This window comes from Pantoea sp. CFCC18179, assembly GCF_059412405.1.
The window spans coordinates 1-14,546 of sequence record NZ_JBNBPM010000027.1; the positions used below are offsets into that span (position 1 = coordinate 1).

At 58.9% G+C, this 14,546-nt stretch carries 13 protein-coding genes and 3 pseudogenes; 9 read left to right on the forward strand and 7 right to left on the reverse strand.

Annotation, left to right across the window (positions count from 1 at the left end; genetic code table 11):
* A pseudogene (locus ACPUC7_RS24035) lies at positions 1–119 on the reverse strand (IS6 family transposase); the annotation flags it as partial.
* 163 nt (positions 120–282) lie between these two features.
* Here ACPUC7_RS24035 and ACPUC7_RS24040 point away from each other — a divergent pair.
* A complete protein-coding gene (locus ACPUC7_RS24040; RefSeq protein WP_001288432.1) occupies positions 283–1,716 on the forward strand; it encodes a DNA cytosine methyltransferase in 1,434 nt (477 codons plus the stop codon).
* Between the two features lie 33 nt (positions 1,717–1,749).
* Here the strand turns inward: ACPUC7_RS24040 and ACPUC7_RS24045 are convergent, their stop codons facing one another.
* Both ACPUC7_RS24045 and ACPUC7_RS24050 read right to left on the reverse strand, forming a co-directional pair.
* Positions 1,750–2,958 (reverse strand): type II restriction endonuclease, encoded by a 1,209-nt coding sequence (locus tag ACPUC7_RS24045; RefSeq protein WP_001749969.1) that lies wholly within the window; start codon positions 2,956–2,958, stop codon positions 1,750–1,752.
* 266 nt (positions 2,959–3,224) lie between these two features.
* Positions 3,225–3,989 carry an IS6-like element IS6100 family transposase gene (locus ACPUC7_RS24050; protein WP_001389365.1) on the reverse strand — a complete coding sequence of 255 codons (765 nt, stop codon included), beginning with the start codon at positions 3,987–3,989 and terminating at the stop codon, positions 3,225–3,227.
* A gap of 350 nt (positions 3,990–4,339) precedes the next feature.
* On the opposite strand from ACPUC7_RS24050, the gene ACPUC7_RS24055 reads away from it, so the two are divergent.
* The 5 genes and pseudogenes from ACPUC7_RS24055 to ACPUC7_RS24075 all read left to right on the forward strand — a co-directional run bounded on the left by ACPUC7_RS24055 (position 4,340) and on the right by ACPUC7_RS24075 (position 7,275).
* Complete coding sequence (locus ACPUC7_RS24055) at positions 4,340–5,851, forward strand: MFS transporter (protein ID WP_033128634.1); 1,512 nt, start codon at positions 4,340–4,342, stop codon at positions 5,849–5,851.
* Positions 5,852–5,861: 10 nt separating this feature from the next.
* Entirely contained in the window at positions 5,862–6,428 is a 567-nt protein-coding gene (locus ACPUC7_RS24060) for a TetR/AcrR family transcriptional regulator (RefSeq protein WP_003830785.1), read from the forward strand.
* Between the two features lie 69 nt (positions 6,429–6,497).
* A pseudogene (locus tag ACPUC7_RS24065) lies at positions 6,498–6,931 on the forward strand (recombinase family protein); the annotation flags it as partial.
* A gap of 96 nt (positions 6,932–7,027) precedes the next feature.
* Positions 7,028–7,176 (forward strand): annotated as a pseudogene (locus ACPUC7_RS24070) (recombinase family protein); the annotation flags it as partial.
* Positions 7,165–7,275: a hypothetical protein gene (locus ACPUC7_RS24075; protein WP_494924824.1), complete on the forward strand. Its 111-nt coding sequence runs from the start codon at positions 7,165–7,167 to the stop codon at positions 7,273–7,275. The pseudogene ACPUC7_RS24070 and the gene ACPUC7_RS24075, both read left to right, overlap by 12 nt.
* A gap of 1 nt (position 7,276) precedes the next feature.
* On the opposite strand, the gene ACPUC7_RS24080 is transcribed toward ACPUC7_RS24075, so the two are convergent.
* A complete protein-coding gene (locus ACPUC7_RS24080) occupies positions 7,277–7,951 on the reverse strand; it encodes a DNA adenine methylase (protein ID WP_016495560.1) in 675 nt (224 codons plus the stop codon).
* A 147-nt stretch (positions 7,952–8,098) separates the two neighbouring features.
* Here ACPUC7_RS24080 and ACPUC7_RS24085 point away from each other — a divergent pair, with 147 nt between their 5' ends.
* The 3 genes from ACPUC7_RS24085 (at position 8,099) to istB (ending at position 11,555) form a co-directional block, all read left to right on the forward strand.
* On the forward strand, positions 8,099–9,097 hold the full coding sequence (locus tag ACPUC7_RS24085) for a hypothetical protein (protein ID WP_016495559.1): 999 nt from the start codon (positions 8,099–8,101) through the stop codon (positions 9,095–9,097).
* Between the two features lie 93 nt (positions 9,098–9,190).
* On the forward strand, positions 9,191–10,723 hold the full coding sequence (gene istA / locus ACPUC7_RS24090; RefSeq protein WP_016495558.1) for an IS21-like element ISAav1 family transposase: 1,533 nt from the start codon (positions 9,191–9,193) through the stop codon (positions 10,721–10,723).
* Entirely contained in the window at positions 10,713–11,555 is an 843-nt protein-coding gene (istB, locus tag ACPUC7_RS24095; RefSeq protein ID WP_016495557.1) for an IS21-like element ISAav1 family helper ATPase IstB, read from the forward strand. The genes istA and istB overlap by 11 nt, the downstream gene beginning before the upstream one ends.
* Before the next feature lie 444 nt (positions 11,556–11,999).
* Here istB and cysC read toward each other — a convergent pair whose 3' ends face one another.
* The 3 genes from cysC to ACPUC7_RS24110 are packed head-to-tail and all read right to left on the reverse strand — an operon-like array spanning position 12,000 to position 14,258.
* Positions 12,000–12,512 carry an adenylyl-sulfate kinase gene (gene cysC, locus ACPUC7_RS24100; protein ID WP_016495556.1) on the reverse strand — a complete coding sequence of 171 codons (513 nt, stop codon included), beginning with the start codon at positions 12,510–12,512 and terminating at the stop codon, positions 12,000–12,002.
* A 23-nt stretch (positions 12,513–12,535) separates the two neighbouring features.
* Positions 12,536–13,840 (reverse strand): 3-phosphoshikimate 1-carboxyvinyltransferase, encoded by a 1,305-nt coding sequence (aroA, locus tag ACPUC7_RS24105; protein WP_016495555.1) that lies wholly within the window; start codon positions 13,838–13,840, stop codon positions 12,536–12,538.
* 16 nt (positions 13,841–13,856) lie between these two features.
* Positions 13,857–14,258 carry a hypothetical protein gene (locus tag ACPUC7_RS24110; protein WP_494924823.1) on the reverse strand — a complete coding sequence of 134 codons (402 nt, stop codon included), beginning with the start codon at positions 14,256–14,258 and terminating at the stop codon, positions 13,857–13,859.
* Between the last annotated feature and the right edge of the window lie 288 nt (positions 14,259–14,546).

Sequence of the window (14,546 nt, forward strand, 5' to 3'; positions counted from 1 at the left end):
ACTCCGCGTTCAGCCAGCATCTCCTGCAGCTCACGGTAACTGATGCCGTATTTGCAGTACCAGCGTACGGCCCACAGAATGATGTCACGCTGAAAATGCCGGCCTTTGAATGGGTTCATGTACAGCTCCATCAGCAAAAGGGGATGATAAGTTTATCACCACCGACTATTTGCAACAGTGCCCGTTACCTAACAATAAACCTGTTTAAATATCCAGATAAAAACATTCAATCTGGGTCAAATGAGTGATACAGTTTCACCCATAAGACCCAATGGAGGCAATATGTCTGAATTTGAATTACTGGCGCAGGATCTGCTTGAGAAAGCAGAAGCGGAAGAACAACTGCGACAGGAAAATGATAAAAAGCTGCTCGGGCAGGTGCTGGAAATCTATGACCAGAAGTACGTGGCTGAACTGCTTAGAAAAGTTGGTAAAAATGAGTGGAGTCGCGAGACTCTTAATCGCTGGATTAATGGTAAGTGCTCACCTAAGACGCTGACGTTAGCCGAAGAGGAACTTCTACGAAAAATGCTTCCGGAAGCGCCTGCACATCACCCTGACTATGCCTTCCGGTTTATTGACCTGTTTGCTGGGATTGGAGGTATACGGAAGGGCTTCGAAACCATCGGTGGCCAGTGCGTTTTTACCAGTGAATGGAATAAAGAGGCTGTGCGCACATATAAAGCTAACTGGTTTAACGATGCTCAGGAACACACTTTCAATCTCGATATTCGTGAAGTCACGCTCAGTGATAAACCTGAAGTACCTGAAAACGATGCCTATGCTTACATTAATGAGCATGTGCCGGATCATGATGTACTTCTAGCAGGTTTCCCCTGTCAACCGTTTAGCCTTGCGGGCGTAAGCAAGAAAAACTCGCTCGGGCGCGCGCATGGTTTCGAATGTGAGGCTCAGGGAACGCTTTTCTTCGATGTGGCGCGTATTATCCGCGCAAAAAAACCTGCCATCTTTGTTCTTGAAAACGTTAAAAACCTGAAGAGCCATGACAAGGGTAAAACCTTTAAAGTCATCATGGATACCCTCGACGAACTGGGCTATGAAGTTGCGGATGCAGCTGAGATGGGCAAAAACGATCCTAAAGTTATCGACGGAAAGCACTTTTTACCTCAGCACCGAGAACGTATCGTTTTGGTCGGTTTCCGCCGTGATCTGAACATTCACCAGGGCTTTACCCTGCGCGATATTAGTCGTTTTTATCCGGAACAGCGTCCGTCATTTGGCGAACTGCTGGAACCCGTGGTTGACAGCAAATATATACTGACGCCGAAACTCTGGGAGTATCTCTATAACTACGCCAAAAAGCACGCAGCTAAGGGTAACGGATTCGGTTTTGGCCTCGTTAATCCTGAAAATAAAGAAAGCATTGCCCGTACGCTTTCTGCTCGCTATCACAAAGACGGGTCTGAAATTCTGATAGACCGTGGCTGGGATATGGCCACAGGTGAAACAGACTTCGCGAACGAAGAAAATCAGGCGCATCGGCCCCGCAGGCTGACTCCGCGAGAGTGCGCGCGCCTTATGGGTTTTGAAAAAGTAGATGGCAGGCCTTTTCGCATTCCTGTGTCAGACACTCAGTCGTACAGGCAGTTCGGTAACTCCGTAGTGGTGCCCGTGTTTGAAGCCGTAGCCAAACTGCTTGAACCTTATATCCTGAAAGCGGTTAATGCCGATTCGTGCAAGGTTGAACGAATCTGATCGCTCCTCCCGGTATTTATGCCGGGAGATAATCTATGGAATATCTGCGTAAAGCCCTGTCAGCTCAGCAATAAACGCACCTAGCGTCATTAGCTCAGCTCTCACCGCCTCCGGGTATTTTTTGTGCAGAGATGATGGCACGACCAATCTGACACCCGACTCCCGCATCTCCCGATATTGAGCCAGAGAAACTCCCTCCTGGAGTGTAAACAGATGCACCTGATGAATTTTATCGGCCTCATTCAGTATCTGACGCCAGCGATCCTTACAGGTAGTCTTGACTGCCAGCATGCGCAGATTTTCTACGGGAAACTCAGTATCGTGGTAAGCCCCTGCGGAAGGGAAAAGGAAATCGGGTTTTTTATTACCTTCTGTGATGGCCTGCGTCGCAAAGTGTCGCAGGCCGTGCTCAATGAATAGATGCTCCAGGTGCAGTTCCAGCGACTTCCCGGCTCTGGATTTACGGCGATTGCTGACAGAATTGGCCAGCGCAATAAATTCATCCACAGAGCCAAATCCTTTCCGGATGATATCCAGAACATGCAGTTCCTCAACCAATAGAAATATGTCGTACTCCACGCGCCGGCGGTCAAGAAGTTGCTCATCCGGATCAAGGGAATTTTTCACATAATGGCTGGCTGCATACTGAATAATTTCACTTCCCGACGGAAAGCGCAGGTGCCAGTCTTCAGGTAGAATATATTTATGATTTACTGGCGCTTGCTGTAGAGATAGTCCGCCTAGAATCTGTCCTGCGGGGCCGGATATAAGCGCTCCGGGTATAACTTCACCAATAGCGGTCTCAATGACGTCCTCTTCATCAGTGCTGGCGCATACCCAAATATTTACTTCCTTACAGTCCCCCCCTTGCTCATCAAGCTTGAAAGCCAGGAGCGTCAGAGCCCCTGTATTTTCAGGATCCTGAAGTGGGCTGCCTCTACCCCAGCGGGTAATCCTTTTTTCATTCCGGGTTTTACCAAAATGACGGCTGTTATAATAAATTGCCCTGGCTTCGCTGTCAGGGCAATCATGCGATGACACATGTGCGGTGAGAAAAACCGAAGGGTTCAGTTCACGGGTATGGTTGATAGACGGAAAGAGTTTTTCAACGATACCTGAAGGGATATAAAGCCCTACCTGGTGACCACCTGTTGCGCCGGTATCGTTGGCGGAAAGGCGTTTGATGTAGACGAAGTAATTCTCACATGCGATCTCAAGTAGCCAGTTGTGGAAAACCGACATAAGCATCCCCTGTTACCCTGAAACTCTACTCACCATTTTTTCATGATTATATACAAACAGTGTCATTTTCAGAAGACGACTGCACCAGTTGATTGGGCGTAATGGCTGTTGTGCAGCCAGCTCCTGACAGTTCAATATCAGAAGTGATCTGCACCAATCTCGACTATGCTCAATACTCGTGTGCACCAAAGCGAGGTGAGCATGGCGACGGAGGCTCTGTTGCAAAGATTGGCGGCAGTCAGAGGTAGGCTGTCGCTCTGCGCCGATCAGGCGGCTGCTGCGAAATGGTGGTTGAGCATGCCCATGGCCTCCGTCAGCGCCGAGGGCCCAATGCCAAAAGCTCTCTCCACAAGGCGCACCTCGCCCCTGATGCCGGGCTGCAGGCACCAGGGGCGAGCCTGTCCTTTGCGCAGGGCTCGCATGACTTCGAATCCCTTGATCGTGGCATAGGCCGTGGGGATCGATTTGAAACCGCGCACCGGCTTGATCAGTATCTTGAGCTTTCCGTGATCGGCCTCGATCACGTTATTGAGATACTTCACCTGCCGGTGGGCCGTCTCCCGGTCCAGCTTTCCTTCGCGCTTCAATTCGGTGATCGCTGCACCATAGCTCGGCGCTTTGTCGGTATTGAGCGTGGCAGGCTTTTCCCAGTGCTTCAGGCCTCGCAGGGCCTTGCCCAGGAACCGCTTCGCTGCCTTGGCGCTGCGGGTCGGCGACAGGTAGAAATCGATCGTGTCGCCCCGCTTGTCGACTGCCCGGTACAGGTAGGTCCACTTGCCCCGCACCTTGACGTAGGTTTCATCCAGGCGCCAGCTCGGATCAAAGCCACGCCGCCAGAACCAGCGCAGCCGCTTCTCCATCTCCGGGGCGTAGCACTGGACCCAGCGATAGATCGTCGTATGGTCGACCGAAATGCCGCGTTCCGCCAGCATTTCCTCAAGGTCGCGATAGCTGATCGGATAGCGACAATACCAGCGCACCGCCCACAGGATCACATCACCCTGGAAATGGCGCCACTTGAAATCCGTCATCGTTCCGTCCGTCCAATCTCCGCCAAGCATGCTCAAGCTTCACGATTTTTGCAACAGAGCCCACACGAGTATTGAGCATAGTCGAGATTGGTGCAGATCACTTCTGATATTGAACTGTCAGGAGCTGGCTGCACAACAGCCATTACGCCCAATCAACTGGTGCAGTCGTCTTCTGAAAATGACAGCGGGGTGGGGCTGTCGCAAAACTTAGGAATTTCGCGACAAATTGATCGCGCCCCGGAATGCGAAGCCCCGCTGTCGGCCATTGTCTGAAGTTCCTCACGGGCAGGCGCTTGATACTTTACTAACTTGTCTGTAAAGTTTGGCTACTCTCACTGAATGGTGCTATCATGCCTGCCGCCCACTCGAACCGCTGGGTTCTTCTGGTGACCGTCGCCGCCGGTCTCCTGCTTATCGTTCTGGACAATTCGGTCCTCTACACGGCCCTGCCTACCCTGACGCGCGAGCTTGGCGCGACGGCAACGCAAGGGTTGTGGATCATCAACGCATACCCCCTCGTCATGGCCGGCCTGCTGCTCGGCACCGGGACGCTGGGTGACAGGATCGGTCACCGGCGCATGTTCCTCATCGGCCTCGTGCTGTTCGGTGTCGCGTCGATTGTGGCGGCCTATTCGCCTACAGCGGAAATCCTGATCGGGGCGCGGGCCTTTCTGGCGGTCGGCGCGGCGGCGATGATGCCCGCGACACTCGCCCTCATCCGCGTCACCTTCGAGGATGACCGGGAACGCAACATCGCCATTGCGATCTGGGGGTCGTTGTCGGTCGTCGGCGCTGCGCTCGGACCGATCATCGGCGGTTTTCTGCTCGGCCATTTCTGGTGGGGGTCGGTGTTCCTCATCAATGTGCCGGTAGTGGTCGCTGCCTTCATTTCGGCGCTGATCGTTGCGCCGAAGGTGGCCGGCGATGCGACCAAGCCTTGGGACGTGGTGTCGTCGTTTCAGGCATTGGTGGCGCTGTCGGCTTTTGTGATCGCGATCAAGGAATCTGCCCATGCCGGGCAGTCGTGGGCCGTCCCCGCTATTTCGCTGCTGGTTGCCATCCTCGCCGGAGCGCTGTTCGTCCGCCGGCAACTGCGCCTGCCGTTCCCGCAGCTCGACTTCTCGATCTTCCGCAATGCCGCGTTCACATCGGGCGTTCTAGCGGCCGCGTTCTCCCTGTTCGCCATCGGCGGTGTTGAGCTTGCTACGACGCAACGCTTCCAGCTCGTTGCGGGCTTCACGCCGCTGGAAGCCGGGATGCTGGTTTCGGCGGCGGCGCTCGGATCATTGCCGACTGCGCTGCTCGGTGGTGCATTCCTGCATCGTATTGGCCTACGTATCCTTATAGCTGGCGGGCTTGCGGCGGGATCGCTGGCGGTCCTGCTTGCGACATGGGGCATCACTCATGGCCTTGGCTGGCTGATCGCCGGTCTGGCGCTGACCGGTGCCGGCGTAGGTGCAACAATGTCGGTGGCATCAACGGCTATTGTGGGCAATGTGCCTGTGCATCGCGCCGGCATGGCGTCGTCGGTCGAGGAAGTGTCCTACGAGTTTGGCAGTCTGTTCGCTGTCACAATTCTCGGAAGTCTTTTGGCCTACCTCTATACGGTCAACGTCGTGTTCCCCGCCGGAACCTCGGAAGCGGCCCGCGACAGCATGGCGTCGGCGCTGGTCTTTGCCAACGAGGCGGGGGCCGATGGTGTTGTCGTGCGTCAAGCGGCAGGAATCGCATTCGACCACGCCTATACGGTCGTCATGTACGTGGCGGCGGGTGTTCTGGCCGTGGGTGCCCTGATCACCGGCATCCTGTTGCGGCGCTACGGTCCCGGCTCGCAATCGTCAGCCTATCCCACACAACACTAAGGAAGCCGACATGGCGAGAGCCAGCAAGCGCCTCGAAGTGCTTGAAGCCATTGTGAGCATCATCGAGCGTGACGGCCTCACCGCCGTCACCCTCGACGCCGTAGCGCTCGAAACCGGCATGACACGCGCCGGCCTTCTGTATCATTTCCCGTCGCGCGAAGCCCTGATCCTCGCCACCCATGAGCATCTGACTCGCTCATGGGAACAGGAGCTGGAAGCGAGCGCCGGCAACACCTCGGACAGGGCGACAGACGCCGAACGACACGCCGCCTACATCAACACCTGCGCAAGAGCTGCCCGGCGGGTCGAACTGCTGCTCATACTGGAAAGCTCCGACAATCGGCAGCTTGGCGATCTGTGGCAACAGGTCATCGACCGCTGGGCACCTCCTGCGCCGATTGGAAACGACGCTGCCGAGTTGGACAGGTTCATTTCGCGCCTTGCCGCCGATGGGCTGTGGATTCACGAGGCGCTGTCGTCGCGCCCGCTCCCCGAGCAACTGCGCAAGCGTATCGCGGCGCGCCTCGTCGCGATGGCCGCCGGACCTGTTGAGGCGGAAGAAAACCTCCCGAAATAACTGGTGTCCCCCCACAACCCTACTGCGCCGGTGCTGCCGGCGCTTTCACGGTGATGGTGCATTGCTGATCTGAACCGACCGAGCACCAGGCCGCCGGCGTCGCCTTCAAGGTCGCGCGCATCTACTTGCGCGTCAGCACCGACGAGCAGGACTTGACCAGGCAGGCCGCCATCGTTGAGAGCACCAGGGCCGCCGGCTTCTACGTCGCCGGCATCTACCGCGAGAAGGCTTCGGGCGCTCGCGCCGATCGCGCCGAGCTGCTGCGCATGATCGGCGACCTGCAACCCGGTGAAGTCGTCGTTGCGGAGAAGATCGACCGCATCAGCCGCCTGCCGCTGCCCGAGGCCGAACGCCTCGTGGCCTCGATCCGCGCCCAGGGCGCGCGCCTGGCTGTCCCTGGCGTGGTCGATCTGTCCGACCTGGCCGCCGAGGCGAAGGGCGTGGCAAAGGTGGTGCTGGAGTCGATCCAGGACATGCTTTTGAAGCTGGCGTTGCAGATGGCCNGCGCCTGGCTGTCCCTGGCGTGGTCGATCTGTCCGACCTGGCCGCCGAGGCGAAGGGCGTGGCAAAGGTGGTGCTGGAGTCGATCCAGGACATGCTTTTGAAGCTGGCGTTGCAGATGGCCCGCGACGACTACGAGGATCGCCGCGAGCGGCAGCGGCAGGGCGTCGAGCTGGCGAAGGACGCCGGCCGCTACACCGGCCGCAAGGCCAACACGAAGGTGCATGAACGCATCGTGGCGCTGCGCACCGCAGGCCACAGCATTCCAGAGACGGCCAGGCTGGCCGGGTGCAGTGAAAGCCAGGTCAAGCGCGTATGGGCGCTGCACAACCAGGCGCAGGCGTGACCTACTCGGCCGCCTCCAGCTCGCGCAGGCATTCCATGATCGCCGCCCGCTCCAGCGGATCGAGCTTGGCGAGCTTCGCTTGCCAGCGGGCTTTCTTCCGCTTGATGCGCTCGCGCTCGCGGAAGTTGCTGCCGAGGTAGCGCAGATCGTGCAGCTCGGCCGGCTCGGGGTAGTTCATCCAGAGCCTTTCAATGGCGATGCCGCCGCGCGTCATCGCGTTGAACTCGATGGTTCTCCATGACGCCAAGGGAGAGCTGTCATAGATCGTTGAGCTGTAGCCCGACACCATCACCGCGCACGGCAGGCCGGCCAGCACGTCGAGCAGCCGCAGGTGGTCGGCGTCGTCGTATTCGTGGCGGTAGAGCTTGCCGCCGCGCCGGCTGTCCATCACGTAGGGCGGATCGACGTAGACGAACTCGGAGCCGGTGAACGGGTGGGACTCCAGCCAAGCCACGGCGTCGCCGTGGTGCAGCTCCAGGCCGGGCACGTCGAGCTGCTGCCAGACCTCGATCACCTCGGGATCAACGTCGATGCCGACGCTGCGGGCAGCGGGCCGCTTGCGCTCCAGGATGTTGCCGCCGCCCAGGTGCGTTTCGATGTACGTGTCGTGAGGCGGGATGTTGTTGATGATCGTCTGGTAGACGCCGGCACCGCCCTTGCCGCCGGGGTATCTCATGGCCTTCTTCCTGGAGTAAATCGGGACTTGGCCAGCATCGTCAGAAATGGCGATGCTGTCAAGGGAAGCCGGTCTGAAAGACTTCGCTATTTGCGAATGTGCCGCGATCCGTGTAAATAGCCAACGCTTGTTGCGAATGCGTGAGCCATGGCTAAAGAACCGGTCCAGCACGAAAGCCTGCTCCTGCCAGGCTATTGGCGAATAACCAGCTTCGGCGCACTGACCGAAAATCCAGCCGCAGCTGCCGGCGACCTCCTTATCCGTGCGGACCTGGCGGAATTGGCCAACTGGGAAGACTCCCCTGTGGATTGGGGCAGGGTCACGGGACGTCAGCGGCGGATGCTCGTGCCCGTTGGCGAGCTTCCGCGCCTTCATCTCAACGCTGTCCTGCATGACGGACGCCTCGCGAACGACCTCGTGGACCGGCTCGAATTCGAGCGCTGGATGCGCCGGGAGATCAACTGCGATAGGTCGAACATCACAGTAATCACTCGCGACCACAAGGACGACCAAGGCAACTATGTGGTTCCCGTTCGCGCCAAGTGGGCAAGCCAGCTCAGCGACCATGATCGTCATGGACTGTTTGTCGCATTCGGATCTGGCGAAGACCCCTATGCGCTAGTCATCCCCTGCGTCGAGGTGTTCCGCTTTTTCTACGCCACGTCAGATGTACTGGCAAAGTACTTCTTGAAGGACCGTTTTCTTGATCCCGGCGCCTACCTTTGGAATCCCAGCAAGACGGCTATCTCGAGGACTGACGGGAAAGCGGTCCTGTGGCTGCGGAAATGGATGCTGGATGCGGATGCCCGGTTCCTGGCGAGGTTCGCCTTCGACGAGTACGCCCTCGGCCAAGCCCAGGCGATATTCCTGAGTACCGCCGCTGCCAACGAGCCTTCGCATGAGCGACGCATAAGGGCGCTACCGCCGTTCCAAGGCACTGAAGAAGTCACGTTTCTTGGGATACCACTTGGCAGTGAAGAGCGCCCAAGGATCTTCGTCACGCGGCTATTGAGCTGCGACTGGAAGCCGCCCTTCACCGAACTGAAATGGGATCGGGACAACGACGGCCGTTCCGACCCCAACAAACGCGAGGAGCGCCCTCCGACTGAATGGAAACCCAGTCTGTTGAATCACGAGCAAAACTGAGCCACTAAAGGGCATCCGTCACGCCCAATTTTGAGCCACGTTATCCACCTACCCTGCTGTTTTTTGCAGCAGTGGGGTGCAGGAGTGATCAACGTGAGCACATTGAGCAAATTGCGCCGCATGGTCCACCGTGACCACCTGAGCGTGCGCGAAGCCAGCCGAAGGCTGGGCATCTCCCGCAATACAGCCGCCAAGTGGCTCGAGGCCGACGAGATGGTCGAGCCCCGCTACCCCAAGCGGGCCTCTCTTCCCAGCGTTCTCGATCCCTACAAGGAACAGCTGGCCACCTGGCTAAAGGCCGACAGCCACCGCAACAAGCGCGAGCGCCGTGGCATCAAGGCCATGTTCCGGGCACTGCAGGCCGTGGGCTACCCTGGCAGCCGAGGCCCGGTCTATGAGTTCGCCAAGCGCTGGCAGCAGGCACAGTCCGACGCGCCAACCCGAATGGCCTTCGTACCCATGAGTTTCGAGATGGGCGAGGCCTTCCAGTTCGACTGGAGCTGCGAGTACCTGTTCGTGGGCGGCCTGCGCAAACGCCTGGAGGCTTCGCACACCAAGCTGGCGGCCAGTCGGGCCTTCATGCTCACCGCCTATTTCAGCCAGGCCCACGAGATGTTGTTCGACGCCCATGCCCGAGCCTTTGCGGCTTTTGGTGGCGTGCCGCGCCGGGGCATCTACGACAACATGAAGACCGCCGTCGACAAGGTTGGTCAGGGCAAGAGCCGCACCGTCAATGCGCGCTTCGAGGCCATGACGGGTCACTACCTGTTCGAGCCAGAGTTCTGCAACCGCGCCGCTGGCTGGGAGAAGGGTATCGTCGAGAAGAACGTGCAGGATCGCCGTCGTGGCATCTGGATGGAGGCAGCGGAACGCCGCTGGCCCGACCTGGAGAGCCTCAATGCGTGGCTGCACCAGGCTTGCCTGGACGCCTGGCATGAGCTGCCTCACCCCGAGTGGCCAGAGCTGACGATCGCCGACGTCTGGCAGCAAGAGCAGACGCACCTGATGCCCAACCCTGCGCCATTTGATGGCTATGTCGAGCAGATGGCCAGGGTCACAGCCACCTCGCTGATCCACTACCAGCGCAATCGCTACAGCGTGCCATGCGAGTGGGCCCACACCAGTGTCAGCGTGCGGGCTTATCCCGATCGCCTGGTGGTGGTCGGTGCCAACTCGGAATCGCCAGAACAGCCGGTGAGCCTGCCGCGCAGCTTCGAGCGTGGCCAGACCTTGTACGACTGGCGGCACTACGTCAGCTTGCTCGAACGCAAGCCCGGCGCTTTGCGCAACGGCGCCCCCTTCAAGACCATGCCCGAGCCCTTGCAGCATCTGCAAGCGCACCTGCTTCGCCACCCTGGCGGCGACCGGGTGATGGCCCAGGTGCTCATGGCCATCACCCTGCACGGGCTCGATGACGTGCTGGTGGCCGTGGAGTTGGCGCTGCAATCGGGCCGCGTGAGCGCAGACCATGTGCTCAACGTGCTGGCCAGGCTCAAGGAGCCCCAAGCCGTGCAAAGCCTGCCTGAAGCAGCCTTGCCTTCACTGACGCTGCACGAGCCGCCTCAGGCCGACGTGTCGCGCTACGACAGCCTGCGCCAGTCCCAGGAGGATGACCATGTCCAATGACATCGCAGCAAGCCTCAAGGGCTTGAGCCTGCACGGCATGGCCAGTGCCTGGCCGGAACTGCTGGGCATCGCCCGGCTCAAATCGCTCGACCACGAAGCCCTGCTGCATCAGCTCATCAAGGCCGAGGGTGCACATCGGGAAGTGCGCTCCATGGCCTACCAGATGCGGGCGGCCCGATTCCCGCACCACCGCGACCTGGCTGGCTTTGCCTTTGATCAGGCGCAGGTGGACGAGGCGCTGGTGCGTCAGCTGCACGAGTTCAAGTTCATCGACTCAGCCCACAACGTGGTCTTCGTGGGCGGCCCTGGCACGGGCAAAACACACCTTGCCACAAGCCTGGGTGTTCATGCCATCCGTGCACATGGTAAGCGGGTGCGCTTCTTCTCGACCGTCGAGCTGGTCAATCTGCTGGAGGCCGAGAAAGCTCAAGGTAAGGCCGGGCAACTGGCACATCGGCTCATGTACGTGGATCTCGTCATCCTCGACGAGATGGGCTATTTGCCCTTCAGTCAAGCCGGTGGGGCCTTGCTGTTCCACCTGCTGTCCAAGCTGTACGAGCGCACCAGCGTGGTCGTCACCACCAACCTGTCGTTCTCGGAGTGGGCCAGCGTGTTCGGCGACGCCAAGATGACCACCGCGCTACTCGACCGACTCACCCATCACTGCCACATCGTCGAAACCGGCAACCAGAGCTGGCGCTTCAGGCACTCGACTGCACAACCGTCTTCGATCATCAGAGCCACACGAACCAAAACGGCCAAAGGAGCACCCCAGACAGATCACGCAGTAGACTTATCCACATCCGAACAGTCCATTTCTTCGTCAACTTAGTGGCTCAGTTTTGGACGTGACGCCTGGCTCAGTTTTGCTCGTGATTCAACACACGAAGCGCCAGAATGTTATTTTGTGCAGAGTGGCACGCAGTCCGGTTGCGCACACGCGAGTAGCTTCGCCCGCTTGCGCGGCGCATCGACAATAGAATCAAGTGTCGGCGGTTACCGCCTGAGGTTTGTGTGATCTGGAGAGCCGATCGGCGCGTTCGCATCCAGGCAGACTGCACCGCAATTCGTTCTTTGTCCGATCACGCGCACAAGCTCGAGAGGTGCTGCGAGACCGTGTCGGTCGTGCGGAGATCTCTCAGGACGCGGCCCTCTTTCCGCACGGAAGCAGTGTGAGGGGCGCTTTGGACCCTCAGAGATAGGAATCTAAAAGAGGTGCCTGCGCGCCGCCGGCAGACAATGACCCTAGTCCTCCAGGCGGTCGTCTTCTGCGACGTCACGTGCCCGTGACGCGTCGTATGATGTCGGCTGCTGTGGCCTCAATATCGAACCCGGGGTCGCTGATACAAATCTGCGGGGCTTTCGGGGCCTCGTAAATCTGAGACACGCCGGTAAAGGCGCGTAGAGTCCCAGCGCGTGCTCTTCGGTAGTGCCCCTTGACATCCCGAGCCTCACAAACTGACAGGGGGACATCAAGGAATACCTCGACGTATCGGTCGGGCCCGATGATGTCCCGTGCGGCTCTACGGTCCTCCTCAAAGGGGGAAACGAGCGCGACGGCTGCGAATATGTCACAGTTGTTGGCCAGCCTTGCAACCTCCGCGACCCGGCGCACATTCTCAGTTCGGTCAGCAGGCGCAAAGCCCAAGTCTCGACTCAGGCCCTGCCGTACAACGTCACCGTCCAAGAGGCATACTGGACAACCGCGCACTCGAAGCTGGCGAGCAATAGCTGCCGACAGCGTTGTCTTGCCCGCTCCGCTCAGGCCCGTGATCCAAACTGTGCGCATAACGCCCCTCGTGATGAGATTGCTTATTGCGAGCTCGCCAGACCGCAGCCGGCGCACAGATCTCCAAAGCCCGGAAACGACGTCCCGATCGCCTCCGCATCCACGACTGTTATCCCGTCTTCGCAGCGGGAGCTGGCGATGGCGAAAGCCATCCCGATTCGGTGGTCGTACGCCGTCTCAATTGAGACACCGCCCTTGAGCATTCGACTGCCCACGCCCGATATCACGGCGCCGTCGGGCTTGGATTCGACGACTACGCCAAGCTGGCGCAACCCGACGAGCATGGTCTCAATACGGTCACTTTCCTTAACTCTGAGCTCCTCCGCTCCGCGCACTACAGTGGTCCCGTTGGCAAACGCCGCGGCAATAAAGAACACGGGGAACTCGTCGATCATCCGGGGCGCGATGTCCGCGTCGAGCTCGATTCCGGACAGCTCGGCACCGGTGACCGTTATATCAGCGACTTCCTCTCCACCAGAGCTGCGGCGGTCCGAAAGCTCTACCCGCGCGCCCATGAGCCGCAGTGCGTCCACAATGCCGGTGCGTGTCGGATTTATTCCCACGTTCCTGATGGTAATTGAGGCGCCAGGATTGATAGCAGCCGCCACCATAAAAAAGGCTGCGGACGATATGTCGCCGGGAACAACAACGTCCCGGCCCTTCAGGCTGCTTCGCTCCACTTGGATTTCTTGCCCGTTGACGGAGACGTTGCCTCCGAAGGCGGCCACCATGGTTTCCGTGTAGTTGCGGGTGGGTTTCCTTTCTATCACGGTGGTGGCTCCATCCGCATAGAGGCCGGCCAACAGTACCGCCGACTTCACCTGGGCGCTGGCCACGGGCAAATCGTAAGTGATGCCCCGAAGCTTTGGCGTGCCGGTGATCCTCATCGGAGCGGTCCCGGAAGCTGACAGCTGAATTTGCGCCCCCATTTGGCCAAGGGGGGTCGCCACACGCCCCATCGGCCGTTTCGACAAAGAATGGTCTCCAACCAGCACGCTTTCGAAGGGCTGCCCGGCCAAGATTCCGGCCATAAGCCTCATCGCAGTACCCGCGTTGCCCGCGTCCAGTTCCGCATTTGGCCGCGTGAGCCCACTCTCGCCGGCCCCAGTGATGGTTACCTGCCCGTTCGCAATCTCAATGCTTACTCCCATGGCTCGCATCATTCCGATGGTGCTGACCACGTCTGCTGCCAGCAAGCACTTCCGAACCGTGGTAACCCCTTTAGCCAGAGAGCCGAGCATCACCGCGCGGTGAGAGATGGACTTGTCGCCAGGAACCTCAATCACTGTCGGGTTTTGGGTCAGACGGCCGGAAAACGTAACCTTCATTTGTGCCTCGCTAGAATTAGACTGCGAATTTCTCGCTATCGGGATTGTTTATTGACAACATTGGAGCGCAGCGGCCCCGGATGAATTCGATCAGCCTCTGTTCGCTTTCTTCCACGACCCTTACCGACTCCGCGGCTCGGCGACCGATGGCCGCCCGCAGGAAATAGTCACACCAACCTTGTGCCGCCTGGTCAGCGAGGTGATGCAGCGAGTTTACATCGGCGGGCTGGCAAAATCCACTTCGCATGAGAATGGTCCCCAACCATCTTGCCCAGCTCCGCTGGTTGGCGAGGAAGCGCAGCGTTTTGGTCAGGCGATCTTCGTTGCCTTGGGCGGCACGAAAAGCCTCGCCGACGAGAACGGCCTTACGTTCGACCGCAGTACTAACCGATTCGATTCGCCCAATGGCGTTTGCCACGACCGTTTCAACCGATGGCAGGGCTCGGAAGTCGCGTCGAACTCTGGCGGTGAGAACATAGGGCGCCCCGTGCGTCGCTTCGCTAAACAATTGCTCATGGAACAGAGATAGGCGCCCGAGGGTGTCGAAGTGCTCGGCATAGACGTCACCAAGGACGTCGTACAGAGGGCACTGTTGCAAAGTTAGCGATGAGGCAGCCTTTTGTCTTATTCAAAGGCCTTACATTTCAAAAACTCTGCTTACCAGGCGCATTTCGCCCAGGGGATCACCATAATAAAATGCTGAGGC

Excerpts from the sequence above, each read along its gene's own strand:
- ACPUC7_RS24040 (WP_001288432.1), top strand. The coding sequence starts at position 283 with ATGTCTGAATTTGAATTACTGGCGCAGGATCTGCTTGAGAAAGCAGAA.
- ACPUC7_RS24060 (WP_003830785.1), top strand. The coding sequence starts at position 5,862 with ATGGCGAGAGCCAGCAAGCGCCTCGAAGTGCTTGAAGCCATTGTGAGC.
- cysC (WP_016495556.1), bottom strand. The coding sequence starts at position 12,512 with ATGCGCACAGTTTGGATCACGGGCCTGAGCGGAGCGGGCAAGACAACG.
- ACPUC7_RS24085 (WP_016495559.1), top strand. The coding sequence starts at position 8,099 with ATGGCTAAAGAACCGGTCCAGCACGAAAGCCTGCTCCTGCCAGGCTAT.
- ACPUC7_RS24055 (WP_033128634.1), top strand. The coding sequence starts at position 4,340 with ATGCCTGCCGCCCACTCGAACCGCTGGGTTCTTCTGGTGACCGTCGCC.
- istB (WP_016495557.1), top strand. The coding sequence starts at position 10,713 with ATGTCCAATGACATCGCAGCAAGCCTCAAGGGCTTGAGCCTGCACGGC.
- ACPUC7_RS24080 (WP_016495560.1), bottom strand. The coding sequence starts at position 7,951 with ATGAGATACCCCGGCGGCAAGGGCGGTGCCGGCGTCTACCAGACGATC.
- ACPUC7_RS24050 (WP_001389365.1), bottom strand. The coding sequence starts at position 3,989 with ATGACGGATTTCAAGTGGCGCCATTTCCAGGGTGATGTGATCCTGTGG.
- ACPUC7_RS24045 (WP_001749969.1), bottom strand. The coding sequence starts at position 2,958 with ATGTCGGTTTTCCACAACTGGCTACTTGAGATCGCATGTGAGAATTAC.
- aroA (WP_016495555.1), bottom strand. The coding sequence starts at position 13,840 with ATGAAGGTTACGTTTTCCGGCCGTCTGACCCAAAACCCGACAGTGATT.